At 41.4% G+C, this 16,976-nt stretch carries 13 protein-coding genes and 1 pseudogene; 2 read left to right on the top strand and 12 right to left on the bottom strand.

Annotation, left to right across the window (positions count from 1 at the left end):
* Positions 1–29: 29 nt before the first annotated feature.
* From MKX60_RS22575 to MKX60_RS22585, 3 genes are all read right to left on the bottom strand, one after another.
* A complete protein-coding gene (locus tag MKX60_RS22575) occupies positions 30–2,084 on the bottom strand; it encodes a serine hydrolase domain-containing protein (RefSeq protein ID WP_341061026.1) in 2,055 nt (684 codons plus the stop codon).
* A gap of 121 nt (positions 2,085–2,205) precedes the next feature.
* Entirely contained in the window at positions 2,206–3,492 is a 1,287-nt protein-coding gene (locus tag MKX60_RS22580) for an ATP-binding protein (protein ID WP_076283483.1), read from the bottom strand.
* 1 nt (position 3,493) lies between these two features.
* Positions 3,494–4,234, bottom strand: coding sequence for a LytR/AlgR family response regulator transcription factor (locus MKX60_RS22585; RefSeq protein WP_076283482.1), 741 nt, complete (start codon positions 4,232–4,234; stop codon positions 3,494–3,496).
* 204 nt (positions 4,235–4,438) lie between these two features.
* Between MKX60_RS22585 and MKX60_RS31750 the strand changes: the two are divergent.
* Positions 4,439–4,582, top strand: a pseudogene (locus MKX60_RS31750) (IS110 family transposase); the annotation flags it as partial.
* Between the two features lie 439 nt (positions 4,583–5,021).
* Here the strand turns inward: MKX60_RS31750 and MKX60_RS22590 are convergent.
* The 3 genes from MKX60_RS22590 to MKX60_RS22600 all read right to left on the bottom strand — a co-directional run bounded on the left by MKX60_RS22590 (position 5,022) and on the right by MKX60_RS22600 (position 9,147).
* Positions 5,022–5,726, bottom strand: coding sequence for a hypothetical protein (locus MKX60_RS22590; RefSeq protein WP_076283481.1), 705 nt, complete (start codon positions 5,724–5,726; stop codon positions 5,022–5,024).
* 78 nt (positions 5,727–5,804) lie between these two features.
* The gene (locus tag MKX60_RS22595) at positions 5,805–8,111 is read right to left on the bottom strand and encodes a thiamine pyrophosphate-dependent enzyme (RefSeq protein WP_341061027.1); all 2,307 of its coding nucleotides are present in this window, start codon (positions 8,109–8,111) and stop codon (positions 5,805–5,807) included.
* A 25-nt stretch (positions 8,112–8,136) separates the two neighbouring features.
* Positions 8,137–9,147 carry a 2-oxoacid:acceptor oxidoreductase family protein gene (locus MKX60_RS22600; protein WP_341061028.1) on the bottom strand — a complete coding sequence of 337 codons (1,011 nt, stop codon included), beginning with the start codon at positions 9,145–9,147 and terminating at the stop codon, positions 8,137–8,139.
* 322 nt (positions 9,148–9,469) lie between these two features.
* Here MKX60_RS22600 and MKX60_RS22605 point away from each other — a divergent pair, with 322 nt between their 5' ends.
* Entirely contained in the window at positions 9,470–10,813 is a 1,344-nt protein-coding gene (locus tag MKX60_RS22605; RefSeq protein ID WP_076298829.1) for an amino acid permease, read from the top strand.
* Positions 10,814–10,924: 111 nt separating this feature from the next.
* On the opposite strand, the gene MKX60_RS22610 is transcribed toward MKX60_RS22605, so the two are convergent.
* The 6 genes from MKX60_RS22610 to miaB form a co-directional block, all read right to left on the bottom strand.
* On the bottom strand, positions 10,925–11,614 hold the full coding sequence (locus MKX60_RS22610) for a DUF6273 domain-containing protein (RefSeq protein ID WP_341061030.1): 690 nt from the start codon (positions 11,612–11,614) through the stop codon (positions 10,925–10,927).
* Between the two features lie 101 nt (positions 11,615–11,715).
* Entirely contained in the window at positions 11,716–13,167 is a 1,452-nt protein-coding gene (locus MKX60_RS22615) for a nicotinate phosphoribosyltransferase (RefSeq protein WP_076283476.1), read from the bottom strand.
* A gap of 57 nt (positions 13,168–13,224) precedes the next feature.
* Entirely contained in the window at positions 13,225–13,764 is a 540-nt protein-coding gene (locus MKX60_RS22620; protein ID WP_341061031.1) for a cysteine hydrolase family protein, read from the bottom strand.
* Positions 13,765–13,794: 30 nt separating this feature from the next.
* The gene (locus MKX60_RS22625) at positions 13,795–14,565 is read right to left on the bottom strand and encodes an NUDIX domain-containing protein (protein WP_042128449.1); all 771 of its coding nucleotides are present in this window, start codon (positions 14,563–14,565) and stop codon (positions 13,795–13,797) included.
* Between the two features lie 165 nt (positions 14,566–14,730).
* On the bottom strand, positions 14,731–15,180 hold the full coding sequence (locus MKX60_RS22630; RefSeq protein ID WP_042188957.1) for a RicAFT regulatory complex protein RicA family protein: 450 nt from the start codon (positions 15,178–15,180) through the stop codon (positions 14,731–14,733).
* Positions 15,181–15,208: 28 nt separating this feature from the next.
* Complete coding sequence (gene miaB / locus MKX60_RS22635; protein WP_042188958.1) at positions 15,209–16,795, bottom strand: tRNA (N6-isopentenyl adenosine(37)-C2)-methylthiotransferase MiaB; 1,587 nt, start codon at positions 16,793–16,795, stop codon at positions 15,209–15,211.
* Positions 16,796–16,976: the final 181 nt, after the last annotated feature.

The following is a 16,976-nucleotide window of genomic DNA, read 5'->3' on the forward strand; positions in this document are numbered from 1 at the left end:
CTAATTGTTGTTTTACAAAGTTGAGTCGTCTATTTATTCATCAAATTAATTTTAAATATATTGCCCTCATTACCACCAAAAACGATCATCCCACCTTCAGGTAGAACTACCGAATGAGTGCTCGTTGCCTTTGAAAAGTTCACAACGATTCCATCTGCGTCATAAACGGCAAACCCTCCACTCACTGGAGTTTCAACGTTCATGACTCGATTGGCTGATTGATCATCAATTTTATACCATACAGCCTGACCACCCGATGGTATGATGCAAAACGAGTCGTTCCCTTCATAAATGGGTTGAATAGCATCTTCACTTATATAGGATTGTCCGTCGATCTTTAAATACTCTTTATGGTTCTCATTATAGAAATTCAAATCGAAAGCATCTCTTCCGTTCAAAGTAGGAATCTCAATTACATTTACTGCTTTATTCTCGTCAACAATTTTAGTGCCGGATGCGTATCCATGGTTGATATCAACGGATATATTTTTTGCCAAAAGCGATTTGCTCAAATACAACATTGAAGTTATCTTTTCATCCAAAGAGTAGTAGTTTTTTTCATTTCTATGTTCCCATATCGTTTTAGTTGACTGACTTAGAGGATTGGAATCTAATTTTTGATATTCGTAGGTTACCGCAACTGTTTGACCTAATCCTGGAGTATCCGTATAAGCGTTAAGTTTTAAATAGGTTGTTCCATTCTTCTGGTGGTCAAAGCTTATGGTTGCATTCCCATCGTTGTTTTTAAATTGTCCATTGCCCGTATATACATATTTTTGAGGCGGTATCGATCCAAATCCTAGATCGGGTAAATCAATCTCTCCGTTCTTTATCTCCAGATTTACCGTTTTACCTACGGTACCGTATAATCCAGAGTAAGCAAGCAAATCGGATGGCATTTCCACTTTCAATGGAGGTTCAAATGTTTTTTTAGGTAGGATTTCTTTAATGATGCCTTTGGCGCTTATATATTCTAATAAAATATTAGATGCAAATATACTATTGTAAATACCACTACCTCCCGATGAAAGTACAGCTATAGAAATGTCATGTTCGGGTAGGGTAGTCAAAGCAGCATGATACATATACGTATCTCCACCTTTGAATAATGCGGTTATTCCGTAATCACTAAATGGTGCTAAACGGACGGCATCCCAACCCAGGCCATAATTAATGGTGTTTGTCTCTTCAGAAACCCACACACCCTTTCTATACTCATGACTTTGCATAGCCATTGCTGACTTCTCAGATAAAATATCCGTTCGATTCCCGATTAATACTTCAGCAAACTTACTTACTTCTTCGGCCGTGGAGTAGATGCCTCCTGTCCCAATGAGATTGGCATTCTCGGTGGGTAAAGCTTGATCGATCCCGGGAAAATAAGTTTTTGTGAGTCTGTCTCTATCAAACGAATCACGTGGTGTTTGGGTAGAGGTTAATTGAAGAGGCTTGCTAATATGGGTTTCAAGAAATTCGCTGTAACTTAAACCGCTCACTCTTTCAACCAAGATTTCAAGCAGTTGAAAACCATCATTACAATATACCGAAAATTCGCCGGGGTTTGACTTTAAGTTATCTGATTGTAATTTGACCAATAATTCATCATGATTTTTCGTATCATTATCATCAAACAAAAAACTATTCCCATAGTGACTACCGTAAATTCCTGAAGAATGATTCATCAACATGCGTGGCGTAATCTCTTTATATCGTTCATCTGCCATTTTAAAGTCCTTAATGTACGTGGTTAGTGGTTGATCAATATCAATTTGATTAAAATCAGCTAGCATCATCGTTGCAGCAGACACATACGTTTTACTTACTGAGCCTATTCCAAACATCGTCTCTTTGGTTATCGGACTCTTGGTCGCTTTATCGTAGACACCAGCGCTATCCGATAAAACAATGGATCCATGATCCATAATTGCATACTGTAATCCACTTGCACCATAATCGGACACAATCTTCGCAGCCAGCTCCTGTGCCTTTTCTTTTACAGTATCATTATTCGTTAGAGCAAAAGCAGGGGTGACTGGTATTGCAAAAAGTATTGCAGTCATTACTACGGAAACCATCTTCTTCATTATTAATCCCTCCTCGTATTCCTTCTAGATGTGACTTACTGAAATCATCATACAAGGAAGAACGCCGTTAGAATGAAAATCGCCCTGAAACGCAAAAAACAATCCCTAAACAACAGGTTGTTTAGGGATTGTTGGTATATAATGGTATTAGTGCCATATTATTAAATACTTTATGTTTCGTTTCAATGGTCATATGACCACCGTACTTGTCGCAGATTCTAGCTATGTTCGTTAATCCGATACCATGAAATTCCGGGTTTGATTTTTGGCTGTTTAAGTGGGTAACTTCATTCTCCATATGATTCATGATGTGAATGAGAAGGGTAGACTCGGTAGAATGTATTTTTATAAGAATGTACCTATCTTCTGCGATCTTCAACTTTTTAGAAGCCTCTATTGCGTTATCTAGCATATTTCCAATGACAACACATAAGTCATAACGGTCAATATGGACTTTTTGTGAACATAAGCTAAGCTTTGTATCTATTCTTATGCCATTGGCTTGTCCAATATTAAGTGTATTTGTGACAAGGGCATCTATAACTAGATTCCCTGTGTTTACCCGTTGATAAGCCCCTTCAACTTTATTTAATGTAGTCTTAATATGTTCCCTTGCTGCTGCTAACTCATTTCGCTCAATACACTCTTCAATATACAAAAACTGTTGATTCGTATCATGAATGATTCTTTTAATGGATTTAAAGCTGTGAACGACTTTTTCGTAATTCGCATCCTGATGGTCCATCTGCTGTTGCAGCTGAGCATTCTCATGCATGAATTGAAATTTATCAATGATATTATCAAAAACATAGAAAATCATAACGTTTAAGAATAGTAATACAATGACGGATATGAAAGAATAGGCGTCCTTATAAGTTAGAATATTCAGTTGGTTTATACTTACGATAGGAATAACCGAAAAAAATATGTAGTAACGATAATCCAAAGAGTAACTTCTACGTTTTGCAAGTAGACGTATGATCTGAATGATAGCAAACATGATCATGCAACTGAGTAAAATAGCTTTTGTGTAGGCTATTTGATCATATTCATTTACAGGGTCAAAGCTAAACTCAATTGAATATAGGGTATAAAAAATATAAAGGGATATAAAATTAACGAGAGATATTAAAACACCGTAAAACATAGAAAAAATGATCTTGTCTTTAATTTTTACTTGATAAGATTGTGCAAAACTAAATATCATGAGCAAAGGTAGAATCAAAGATAAAATAGGAGAGATGGGAATAACCAGATACATGTAATCAAGCAACCCAAACATAATGAAATAAATAAATCGGTTATGTTTTTTAGCTGATTTATCAAACACCGAGTTGAAGAAAAAATTAATTTGAACACCCATCACAAGTACAATGCTAAAGACAATAGGAAAATTATTTTGAATCATATCAATCGACCTTCATAATCATAAATTTGGTGTAAGTATCTTTAACCTCATTAATTTTAGAACGACCTATGGGTAATTCCAACCCATTGGACATTAGAACAACTCCGCTAGAAAATTTCTTCACATGAAGCAGATTAATAATAATAGAACGATGGATTTGCAAGAAGTTACAGTCTTTTAAGGCCAAAGCATAATCTGAAATGATGCCTTTGCTTTCATAGGTTTGATTAGTGGTCGTAAAATGTAGTTTGCTTTTTATAGTTAAGCTTTTGGCAGCTTGAATACTAATGAGGTCATCATATTTTAAAACGATTTCTTCATAGGTTGACTTGATAACCATAAACTTTTTATCAAGTGCTTGAAAGTATTGGCATATCTTGATCATTTTCTCCTCCAAGATCGAAGGAGCAATGGGTTTTATCAAATACTGAAATGTCATGACATCAAAACTTTCCACCATATATTCAGGATAGCTTGTCAGAAAAATAATTTGTTCATCTAGGTTATTTAACTCTCTTATTTTTCGGGCTGTTTGAATCCCGTTTATCCCCCCCATTTCAATATCCAAAATTAAAATATGGAATGGAGTTTCAAAGCGCTCATAATGGGATACCAATTGCTCTCCCGAGCCGAATAATTCAATTTCAAAATCTATATTAGTCTTTATCGACAAAGTAATCAGGATACTTTTGACAAGCTCTCTTTGTTTTTCCTCATCATCACAAATAGCCACTCTATACAAAAATAATACACCTCTCATTTTCTATACCTTTATTCTAAAACTCCATATAAACATGATACAACCTTTTGACTTTGTATAGATAGCTTTTGGATGAAATGCAAATTAAAATCCCTCAACACCACATGAACGAATATTTCCTTGACTGCATCTTACCCATGTTCAGAGGTATTGTGAATTTCTTTTTTATAACATCCATATGGAGTTAAGCTGCAATTCCAAGCTGTTTTAGATCAGGTATTTCCTGAATATAAGGGTGTATTTTAGGGTTTACAATCTGTTGTATCTTTAAAAACATTGTTGACGTTCCCTACCTCAGATGAAGTTCTGAGCGCTGGAGAGGAAAAATTAACAGAGATGATGGCATCTTTATGTGTACGAAGATCCTGTCCGTTTTCATTGAGTCCTTATGGCAAATCGAGAGACCGTTGTTAAGCGGCTTATAAGCGCAGTTAATCAAATCCACCGCTGGGTCGACTAATCGCTCACTGTAAATGACGAAATGTCGAATAAACCTGCAAAAGTACATCTTTAAATGATACGTGGCGGACTAAAGTATAGATTCCTGCAAATTTACAGTAATTATTGCTTAAGAATAAGTCTTCGTGTCATAAGTATGGATATTCCTGTATATTCGCAGGTTTCGACCTAATAAAAGAAAAAATCTGCGCAAAAAGATGCACATTTGCAGTTTTCTTTTGTCTAGCGAAAGGTTTGTATGACTATGAGAAATAAATTCCATTCTAGGTTGTGAGTCGGTGCTCACGATTTATCTTTGTTAAACTCAGAATCAGGGTATCATCGGAGTCCATGTTTTAAGGCGGTCAAACTCATAGATCGTTCGGAGATGATAGGGTTCTTTTTCATGCTCTCTTTCAAAAACACCCATGTACCCAACCTCATTAAATACAACATATTCAAGAGTAACCAATGGATCGGGACGATTAATTTGCCAATAATAATGTAATTCTAACGGCGCCTTGTACCATAACCAATCTAAATCTTGAAGAGCTACATTTCTGTGTTGGAGAACCCATATACTGAAGACTACATGAGGATCGTCTACAGGTATTTCTGAGTTTGGATTTTTATCTTTTAAATGATTTGCTGCCTTCTGAAGTACATTGTTAATATCTGATTCAATTTTAAAATTAGAAACGGCTTTAACCTGATTAAATTGCTCCGTATATTTGTTACTCTCCGAAAGCGCTTTGATTTGTTGAAAACTAATCTTAGGGGTATAGAAAATGACGAAGACGGTAATCAACCCAAACATTAGCGCCTTTGCGTAAAGAAACTTTTTCTTTTTATTCATATAAATCAAGCCCATGATAAAACCCACAGGAATCAGTAATCCAAATAAATCGACATACAATTCACAAAGTAAAAAAGCTGCAATTATGATCACCCAGTCTTTTAACTTTAATATCTTTCGCTGATCCAAATAAGACAACAGTAATGAAACAAAAAAACAGATCCATAAAATCCAGCTCAATAGTATCAGTCCTCCCTTCTTTCATTATATACAAAACACCCGACAGACGAATCTGCCGGGTGTTTTATCATTTATATTTTACAAATCAGGATGCTCATGTTTCGCTTTCAGACGATTCCAGCGACGCTCCACTTCTGCCTCGAAGCTGCGTAAAGCTGGCTCATTCTCAGGCTTCAGTAAATGACGGGTTTTGCCCATTGTCTTCAACCAAGCGGAGAGCTCAACGCGTTTGCCCTTATCCTCTGGATTGTACGTAATATTCGTAGAACCGTGCTCCACTTCATATAGAGGGAAGAAGCAAGATTCAACAGCCAGCGAAACGATGTTGGTACCCTCTTTATCCTCAGACATCCAGTTCAGTGGGCATGCGATCAGGATTTTACCGTACACAAGTCCTTCGTTCTGAGCGTACCATTGTGCTTTTGCCGCTTTCTTCACAAGATCCTGCGGGTAAGCTTCGGAACCTGTGAAGACATATGGAATGTTAGTAGCTGCCATGATTTGCGCAGTATCCTTATGCTGTGTAACTTTACCTTGCTGATTCTTACCAATGCTGGATGTAGATGTACGGTGACCCAGTGGTGTGGAATAGGACTGCTGAGCACCTGTGTTCATGTAACCTTCGTTATCGTACTCTACGATAATCATTTTGTGACCGCGTAGTGCAGCCCCAATTGCAGGTCCCATTCCGATGTCCATACCGCCATCACCAGTTACCATTACAAATGTGAAGTCGTCTTGAAGCCCAAGTCCGTCCAATTCACCACGGCGTTTGCGTTCCCAGAACATTTCTACGACACCGGATAAGGTAGCTGCACCATTTTGGAACAGGTTATGAATAAACGTAGATTTATGAGAAGAATATGGATAACCCGTAGTTGTTACCATCGCACAACCCGTGTGATAAAGCGCTACGATATCCCCTTCGATGCCTTTGAAGAACGTCTCCAGTCCTGAGAAAATCCCACAGCCTGGACAAGCGCCATGACCTGGTGCAAGCCGTTTAGGTTTCTTCGTCAAGCTGCGCAGTGGGGGTATCCGCACACTTAATTTCCCTGTTGCTTCATCCTGTTTAACCGTAATTAATCCTGTCTTCAGCGAATCAAAGTCCATCGGCTTCAATAGACGCTGTGGCGCTTTGTCCGGTGCACCTGGATTGTGACCATAGTAGTCAAATGGAACTTCAACACGGTCTGCAGCAACGGCATCCAATGCTAATTGGAAGAATGCATGACCATCTTCTGCGTAGAAGTCCTTACCGCCCAACCCGTAAATACGGCTAATTACCTTTGTAGTAGTGTTACCATAGGTGAACAAGGCTGCCTTGATCTCATTTACCATATTACCGCCGTGACCACCAACCGAATCCGCACGGTCGCCTACGGTGATTGCCTTAACATTTTCCAGCGCTTCAGCCATTTGCTTCTGTGGGAAAGGACGAATCATATTCGGCGAAATTGCACCTGCTTTGATCCCTTGCAAACGAAGCTGATCCACAACATCTTTAATAATCTCTGAGGCAGAGTTCATCAAGAATACGGCTACTTCCGCATCTTCCATCCGATACTCTTCGATCATTGGATAGTGGCGTCCAGTCAATTCAGCGAATTCCTTAGCAATTTCTTCGAAGACTTCACCCGCATTATACATCGCTACCGACTGCTGATAACGGTTGTTGATATAATCAGGTTCGTTCATGTAAGGACCTACGGTAACTGGATTATTGCGGTCTAGTGTGTCTGTGAAGCCTACCGGTGGTTGTGGGCCAACGAATTTATGAACATCCTCACGGTGAGTAAATGCCTGTACGCGACGTTTCTGGTGAGAAGTAAAATACCCATCTGATGCTACCATTACTGGAAGACGAACTTTGGCGTGCTCAGCAAGCTTAAGTGCCATCAGATTCATATCATAAACGGATTGTGGATCACGGCACATCAGAATCGGCCAGCCCGTATTTAGCGCAAAATACAAATCAGAATGGTCACCATGAATATTAAGCGGACCGGAAATCGAGCGGCAGATCAAATTCATTACCATAGGCATCCGTGTACCAGCTTGTACCGGCAATTGCTCTAGCATGAACATATAACCTTGAGCACTGGTAGCATTAAATACACGTCCACCAGCCGTCGAAGCTCCATAACAGATTCCTGCAGAACTGTGTTCGCCGTCTGATGGAATAAGCATAATATCATGCTGACCGTTCGCTTTCATGGTATCAAGAAATTGAGCGACTTCTGTCGATGGGGAGATCGGAAAATAACCCATGACATGATAATTTATTTGATGGGCAGCATAAGCCGCCATCTCATTGCCGGATTCATATAGGAATTTCTGCTCTACCTTCGTAGAGCTTACTTCTTTTTCATAATCAATAGCCACGTGTGTTCCACCTTTCCTCCGTTAATTAAGCCTCAGTAACAAGATCAAAAATATGCCGGACCGTATGGCTCTCAGCGTAGCCATCTTCCTCGCGTTCGCCAGACAAAGCCGTTGTAGGACAAGCTTCTACGCATTTTAAGCAGCCTTTGCAGTATTGATAATCAATGCCTTGCAGGAACATTTGCGGACGTCCCTTCTTATCAGGCTGCTCATTCCAAACAAAACATAAATCAGGACATACCGTATCGCACTGCGCACAATGAATACAATCCTCTAATTTAAAATGAGGCAATAAACCGGATCTTGAAATGCTAAGATTCTTTAAAAAGCTGCTGCCAGGATTCGTAATGGTACCACCAATAGGCTGAGTTTCATAACCTAAGGCCGAAATATCGGACCGAACGAACTCAGGCATAATCGCACCTTCAGGCAAAGGGAAATGCATGAAAGTAACTTCATTAAATCCACGTTCGAAAGTAGTTAGTGCGGATTGAACAGCCTGCGGATATTTTTTGCCAAGTGATTTCTCGATAACCCCCTTCATAATTTCAGGATCCAAGAAATCACACATCCGGAACAACGCACCTAACATTGCCATGTTTACGCGGTTCTTCTCATCTAATGCGATCGATGTAGCATCAACGACAGCTATAGTTCCTGCCATCATGTTCAGGGAGGACTTCAATTCTTCTGGCGACTTAGCCGAGTTCACTAGCACCGTGCTATGATCATAAATTCCGCTAGTCACGTTGACGGTCTTTGCCAACGCTTCATGGAATATGCCTACGACGTGAGGTCGTTCTACCGGTGAAGTGTCACGAATATGTGTGTTCAAATCACAAAAACGGATATGTGCCTTTACCGCTGATCCCTTTTTCTCAGAACCATAGGATGAAAAGCTCACTCCATTCATTCCAGCACCGACAACGCCTGCTTCTGCAAGCATTTTACCAGCTAAGTTCGCGCCTAGCCCTCCAATTGATTCCAGACGAATCTCAAAAAATCCGAGTTCGTTCACTTTTGGTAACTGTACCACCGACATAGCCCCTTTCAGAATGTCATCAGTATAATATCCTTTTGACTTTTTCAACGATTGTATCTTGATTTTGCAAGTCGCGAAGTGACAAATCTTGCATTTTCCATGTGTTACCTAAGCTTATTTAGCTACTTTTATTTAGCAATAAAATTAAAAATTAAGATGTTAAATTCATCACATTCTGCATGATAAATATCACACTCCAGTGAAAAGTCGCGCCTCTTCATAAAAATGTGTGTTATTTTTACTTTTCAACTAGTCCGTTTCAGGATAAACTGATGCTTGGTGTAATTTTTCGAAGACAGCTTAGGAGGCATTAATTGTGAAGTCAAACGAAGCATCATTACAGAAGAAATTGCTTCCTCGGCATATCAGCTTTATGGCGATGGGCGGAGTAATCGGTACGGGGATTTTTAAAGGAAGTTCTGAGACCATAAGCATTGCCGGACCTGCGGTTATTCTTACTTATGTATTAGCAGGCCTGCTACTCTTAGTGGTCATGGGGGCAATAGCCGAAATGGCTACGGTGTACCCGAATAGGAATATGAAGGACTTCATACGTGAGGCTTTTGGAGAACGACTCTCCTTTATCGTGGGCTGGTTATATTGCTTCATGTGGTTGACCGTTTGTGTGATTGAAGTGCTGGCAGCAGGCAGCTTCTTGCAATACTGGTTACCGGATGTTCCTTTATGGCTGCTCAGTCTTGCAAGTGGAGCTTTAATTATCGGCATCAACATGATGAGTGTAGGTGGTTATGGAGAAACGGAGTTTTGGTTAGCCGGGATCAAAATTGCTATGATCATCATCTTCATTATCTTAGGAAGCTCATTAATTTTCGGGCTGTTGCCAATGACTGAAGCTACGCCTTACTTACACAACTTTACAGACTATGGTGGATTTCTCCCACGAGGCTGGACCCCCATCTTCTCTGCCCTTCTTGTCGTTATGTTCTCCTACGGTGGGTCAGAGTTGATTGGACTTACCTTGACGGAGACACAGGATGCAGAGAAGGTCTTACCTAAGGTTGTCAAAAGCTTCATTCTGCGCGTTATTCTGTTCTATACCTTGCCGATCCTAATCATCTGTGGATTAATACCATGGAATCAACTGAATGAGCATACAAGCCCGTTTGTTCAGGTATTAGCCGCAACAGGACTTAAGGGTGCCGATCATATCATGAACTTTATTCTGATTACAGCGGTGCTCTCTGCTGCCAATTCTGGTATTTATGGCGCCACTCGGATGCTGCACTCTATGGCGTCACAGGGCGAAGCACCACGCAGCTTGGCAAAAACCTCTGCAAAAGGTGTACCCATCAACAGTCTGAAGCTCTGTGCCGTTGTTCTTGTTATTGGTTCCTTATTAGCGTACTTCGCCCAGGATGGATTGTTCCGTTTGCTAATGGCGGTTCCAGGCTTTGTGGTTATTCTCGTATGGATCAGCATTTGTATGTCACAACTTAAACTGAGAAAATCTTATCCGAAAGAACCAACCTTTAAGGTATGGGGATTCCCTTATATAACCGTTGTTACACTGGTTTGTTTAACTGTTATCGCGGTTTCTTTTCTCTTCGATGTTCAGAACCGTATCAGCATAGGAACATGCTTAGCAGTTCTGTTGATGCTTACGATTTGGTCGTTCGTAAAATTCAAGAAAAAGAATTAAAGGTTCTAGCTCGGACCGATTTATCAAAAAGAGGTGTATCCCTTGTTCTTCACATTAGCGAAGAGAGGGACACGCCTCTTTTTAATTATTGCCACTCTAAACCGATTGTCTTTATCGTGGAAGATTAATTACCATAGCGGGACGGACGCCGTCACGGGCTACACTGACATTCGCATAGCTGCGAATACTGTAACTCGGTCCGACAAAAAACGCACGCGAAGGTTTGTTTCCCTGTGTTCGCAGCCACCACCAAGAGCAGCCAACTTCTTCGCCGTCTTTAATTATATAGTTATCTTTATCCGTTTTATCGTAAATGTATAGGCTGCATCCATCGTGCTTTTTCATTTTAGCAAATTCCGTGCCAACCGCACGCCGTAGTTCTTTTCCGTGTATCTCTGAGAATGCCTTTATCTCATCAACGCTAAGCAAAAAAACGTTATCCTCTGTATCTGGGGTACCCTCTCCGTTATCTGAGCAACGGGTCGTTTTTATTAATACCTTCTCGGCAGCATTGAATGCGCTGTTATAGAATTCATCGTTCAGCCACTCACGCAAATCACAGTCGTGCCACGTAATATCCACGCAATCACGCCATTTAATATCTGCGCTCTTGCCGTGATACCTCTTGCATTCCAAAATGTCTTCGCTCAAAACGAACAGTTCGCTACCTGAGTTATGGAGAACACGCCATTCAATCGGCAGCTCTTTACCATCCTTCGATTGTGAATACGTGCCGAAAGTAATGATTTCGCCCAGTTTAACGTTTCTGTTCAGCGCTAAAGCAAGCTTCCCCTTTTCCATTAAGTTCTCCTCCTTATTTACAAGCCTCTGAAAAAACAAAAAAAACGCGGGTATATCACTCTCCCGCGTTAACACTGTTGACAGAATTAATCCTGCAAAATCTATTCAATATCCGGTCGTATATGCTCAGCGATTAATTGCTGCTTGCTAGTCCAGACCTTTTCACTCAAATTCACCCGATATACTTCGGGATTCAGCTTACGTTGATACTCCGGCCAGAATAGATCCTTTTGCTCCCGATGATAACGTCGAACCTCATTCAAATCCGGCAAAGTATACACTTGAAATCCGTTAACGTATATCGGTTCTAGCATAGGCAATGCCTCGTAACGCTCGACATACTTATGCATGTATGGATGCAGCGGATTAAACAGCTTCAACCGCGCACCGTTACGTGGAGCTTCCTCTTCTGGAAAGCAGATATAATCCGCAAGCGCTTTGCCATTTTTACCGATAATCCGGAATACGTCCTTCTTGCCAGGCGTAGATACTTTCTCAGGATTGGAAGAAATCTTGATCGTCGGGATCATTTCTCCAGTAGCGGACTCAATTTCCACCAGCTTATAGACGCCACCCAGAGAGGGCTGGTCAGAGGCGGTGATTAGTTGTGTACCCACACCCCACGTATCAATCGCTGCGCCTTGCAGCTTCAGATCCATGATCGTGTTCTCATCCAAATCGTTGGAAGCGACTATCTTCACATAATCCAGGCCAGCATCATCCAACATCTTACGCGCTTGACGGGATAGATAAGCCAAGTCACCGCTATCCAAACGGATACCGACCATTTTTTTACCTTGTGCCTCAAGCTTCTTAGCTGTATTGATTGCATTAGGCACACCACTACGGAGTGTATCAAAGGTGTCTACCAATAGCGTAACTTCGTCCGGCATCACCTTAGCGTAGGCATCAAAAGCCTCCTGCTCGCTGCCAAAGCTCTGAACCCAGGAATGTGCATGTGTTCCCTTGGTCGGAATACTAAACATTTTGCCTGCGAGCATGTTAGAAGTAGCATCAAAGCCGCCAATATAGGCTGCTCTAGCCCCCCACACCGCTGCATCTGCTTCTTGCGCACGCCGGGTACCAAACTCCAGCAAGATGTCATTCGGAGCCACCTGCTTAATTCGTGAAGCCTTAGTAGCGATCAACGTCTGGTAGTTCATGAAGTTCAGAATGGCTGTCTCCACCAGCTGAGCCTCCATAATTGTCCCTTCCACACGGATTAATGGCTCATCTGGAAAAATCAAAGCGCCTTCTTTCATCGAATGAACGGTTCCCTGAAAATGAAACTGCAACAGTTCCTCCAAAAAAGCGGGTGCATAGTTCTCTTCTTGCTCAGACAAATAACGGATATCATCTTCGGTAAACCGCAAGCCGCCGATATAACCAACAATACGCTCTAACCCTGCGAACACAGCATAGCCGTTACCGAAAGGTAGCTTACGGAAATAAGCCTCAAATACAGCCTTCCGTTTATGAGTTCCATTCACCCAGTGAGCGTACATCATATTGATCTGATATTTATCCGTATGTAGCGCAAGTTCTCTTCTCAAGTCCTCATCTCCTAATATCTACGCTGCTATATGTGTATGTTCTGTTCTGTTCTAGTATTATGCCTTAACAACGTCTGCTCCTAAACTTCCCCGGAAATGTTCTAACGCCCAAGTATGTCCATTTGGATTAAAGCTGGCAACTGCATCTTCGTGCACAATAATTGCAAACCCTTTGTTATATGCATCCACTGCTGTGTGCAGTACACAAATATCGGTGCAGACCCCAATTAAATGAAGTTCAGTAATGCCACGCTCCCGCAGCTTGATTTCCAGATCAGTTCCACAAAAAGCGCTATAACGCGTTTTGTCCATCCAATAGATGGAATCGCGGTTATGCTCATACACAGATTTCAAACTTCCGAACAACTCACGTCCTTCACTCCCGCGTATATTATGAGGAGGAAAAAGTTTGCTCTCCGGGTGGTAAGGGTCATTCTCTTCATGTAAATCCACGGCCATAACGACAAAATCGCCACTTTGGACAAACTCCGACGTTAATTGGCTGATTCTAGGCTCGATATCTACGGCTGGCTGGCCAACCGGCAGATTTCCGTTAACAAAATCATTCGTAAAGTCGATCACTATTAGTGCTCTCATGAGATTAATCCCCTCTCCTGATTTAAGCCACTACGTGTAGATGGATAACAAAGGCTCATGATCTGTGAACATATAGAGCTGTGCGGGACGCTGGGAGTATTGATTTGAACTAAGCGCATTCCCCTCTTCATCTCTTACTTCTTTTAATATACCCTGACGACTACGTGTTGAAGTGATTTTACGAATAAAATTCGGTTCCTTAAATTCCGGCACTACCGTTTGAATGACTTGATAGAGCTCACTAAGGGTAAAATGTCTAGGTAAAAACTGTCTTGCGATCGTAGTCTGAAGCATTTGTTGTTGAATACGCAAGTATGCATCCTTGATGATATCATGGTGGTCAAAAGCGAGCTCCAGCTCTTCAAGTGCTTCCTGCAACGTAAATAAACCTACCTCGCCAGCATCATCCGAAGCTTGTCTTTGCTCCAACATCCATTCTTCTACAAGGGCAAAAAAAGCATGACTGATAATCCATCCGCGAGGGTCGCGACCTGGTGTACTGTAAACGCCCAGATATTCCAAATGACCACCATCTACACCAGTCTCTTCTTTGAGTTCACGTGTAGCCGCAGCATAAATGGACTCATCCTCCTGACAGAATCCGCCTGGGAGAGCCCACATTCCAGCACATGGCCATTTCTTTCGTCTAATTAACATTACCTTAAGCTCACGTAAGGGAAGCGTCTTCGTGACCGTCTTACGTTCGCGTTTGGTCAGTGTAAACATTACGATGTCGGCCGGAACTCCGTCCGGTGTACGATATTTTTTGGCGTTATAGGTTTGTTCCCCATTTTCGCTCATATTTGCCCCATCCTTTTCCGAAGCTATAATTTTACTAAATCGTATCTTTAAATGTACCAAACCTTAACTTCTAAAATCAACAACTGGACATAGAAAGATTAGGATTATGTATAGTGTGAAACTTAAAGGGGCGGATCTGCATCCGCCCCCTAAACTGAGTGTGGGTTATCCGCATGTGGTCGGAGGCGCCTCGGTGCCGGCTTCCACATTTATTTTTTCCGAAACGGTATCTCTAATCACGGAAATGACAAGCTGGAGTAGATAATTGATGTCACTCTGGCTCTGCTGAAATTCGTTCACGACTGGAATGCCGTCAATTTCATCCTGCAACACTTCAATTTCACGCTCGATCTTGGCTACCATATCTTTATTTTTAAAGCTTTCGAAGGCGACAATCTCCTTCTGCTTTTTCTTAATCGTTGCAATCAGACCTTGTACACGCTCGTGGTTCAGGATTTTTTGCTCAGCCTGCTGAAAATGCTTTACTTCTTCACTTGTCGAGATCAATGTAGCCAGTTCTTTGGCTTTACCCATAATATCCTCGCGTACGATCAAGTCACGGGTATTATAAGTCTTCATTCCATATTTATTCAAACGTTGTTCCTCTGTACTCACAAGCCATCTCCCCATTCGTATGTGATGATTAATGAACAGCAGCAGCTTCTGCCACAATATCCCCTTTGATGTACCATGTTTTGGTATCTGTAATTCTCACTTTTACAAATGTGCCAATAAGCTCCTTCGAACCTTCAAAATGGACCAGCTTGTTCGCACGGGAACGGCCAGAAAGGACTTCCGAGTTATTCTTACTCTCGCCTTCTACCAGTACCTCGACGACTTCACCTAGCATACGGTCATTAATGATCCGGCTATTCTCTTTAATGAGATCATTGAGTCTTTGCAGACGTTCGCTCTTCACTGACATCGGTACATTGTCCTCCATAGCAGCTGCAGGGGTACCTTCACGAGGTGAATAAATGAACGTATATGCCATATCATACCCAACCTCGCGCACTAGCGAAAGAGTATCTTCGAATTGCTCATCCGTCTCACCAGGGAAACCAACGATAATATCGGTACTTAATACCGCATTAGGCACACTTATCTTGATCTTACGAACTAACTCCAGATAAGCTTCACGAGTATATTTACGACTCATTTTCTTAAGTACGGCAGTACTTCCCGATTGAACCGGCAGATGGATATGCTCCACCAGGTTGCCGCCTTTGCCGAGTACTTCAATCAATTTATCGTCAAAATCACGTGGATGCGATGTCATGAAGCGGATGCGCGGGATATCAATTAAACGCATATCATCCATTAGGTCACCAAAGGTGTAATCGATGTCTGTAAAATCCTTACCGTATGCGTTTACGTTCTGCCCCAGCAAAGTCACTTCCTTGAATCCTTGACGCGCTAGCTCTCTTACTTCAGCAATGACGTCCTCCGGACGGCGGCTGCGTTCTTTTCCTCGTGTAAAAGGTACGATACAGTACGTACAGAACTTATCACAGCCATACATAATGTTTACCCAAGCCCGCATACCTTCACGTTTTTTCGGTAAGTTCTCAATAATATCGCCCTCTTTAGACCATACCTCCACCACAAGCTCTTTACTGAATACAGCTTCTTTAATGAGGTGTGGCAGACGGTGAATATTATGCGTACCGAAGATCATATCCACGAATCCATGCTTAGACATAATTCGATTAACTACGCCTTCCTCCTGCGACATGCAGCCACACACGCCCAGCAAAAGACCTGGCTTCTCAATCTTCAAGTTCTTAAGGTGACCAAGCTCTCCAAACACCTTATCCTCGGCATTCTCGCGAATCGCACAAGTATTGAGCAGAATGAGATCCGCATGATTCCGATCATCGACGCTTTTGTAGCCCATCTGTTCCAACAGGCCCTTCATCGTTTCCGTGTCATGCTCATTCATTTGGCAGCCATAAGTCGTTATATGATAATATTTGTCTACTCCGAAATTCTGCATCTCTTCAGGAATCTCGAAATCATAATGCACTTCTATTTCTTCCTTGCCACGCCGTTTTCCTTCTTTATAATCAGGCTGGCTATTAATTTGAACGTTTCTTCCTTTAATCCGATAAGTAATCTTACCTTCTTCTTCACTAATTACCTTCGCATCGCTAAAATCAAAATATTTCGAATAATCTTTCGAACCCTTGCCGGATTTTAAGTCCGGTGAGTTATGGTTCCCCTTAGTCATGCTGTTTTCACGTCCTCTATCTAAAATGTAGCTTATTGATGTTTTAACCTAATATAAAATTATAGCACATTCTATAACATTACATCCATCTTAGATGTCAATCCCATTATGCACTGATTTAGGCTTATCAAGCAAAAACTTAACTTGCGTATTTTTTTGAAAAATCAGGTCTATTTTACCA

Source organism: Paenibacillus sp. FSL R5-0914 (assembly GCF_038004525.1).
Lineage (GTDB): Bacteria > Bacillota > Bacilli > Paenibacillales > Paenibacillaceae > Paenibacillus_AQ.

Coding starts and splice junctions, on each gene's coding strand:
- miaB (WP_042188958.1), bottom strand. CDS start 16,795: ATGACTAAGGGGAACCATAACTCACCGGACTTAAAATCCGGCAAGGGT.
- MKX60_RS22610 (WP_341061030.1), bottom strand. CDS start 11,614: ATGGAAAAGGGGAAGCTTGCTTTAGCGCTGAACAGAAACGTTAAACTG.
- MKX60_RS22580 (WP_076283483.1), bottom strand. CDS start 3,492: ATGATTCAAAATAATTTTCCTATTGTCTTTAGCATTGTACTTGTGATG.
- MKX60_RS22575 (WP_341061026.1), bottom strand. CDS start 2,084: ATGAAGAAGATGGTTTCCGTAGTAATGACTGCAATACTTTTTGCAATA.
- MKX60_RS22625 (WP_042128449.1), bottom strand. CDS start 14,565: ATGAGCGAAAATGGGGAACAAACCTATAACGCCAAAAAATATCGTACA.
- MKX60_RS22620 (WP_341061031.1), bottom strand. CDS start 13,764: ATGAGAGCACTAATAGTGATCGACTTTACGAATGATTTTGTTAACGGA.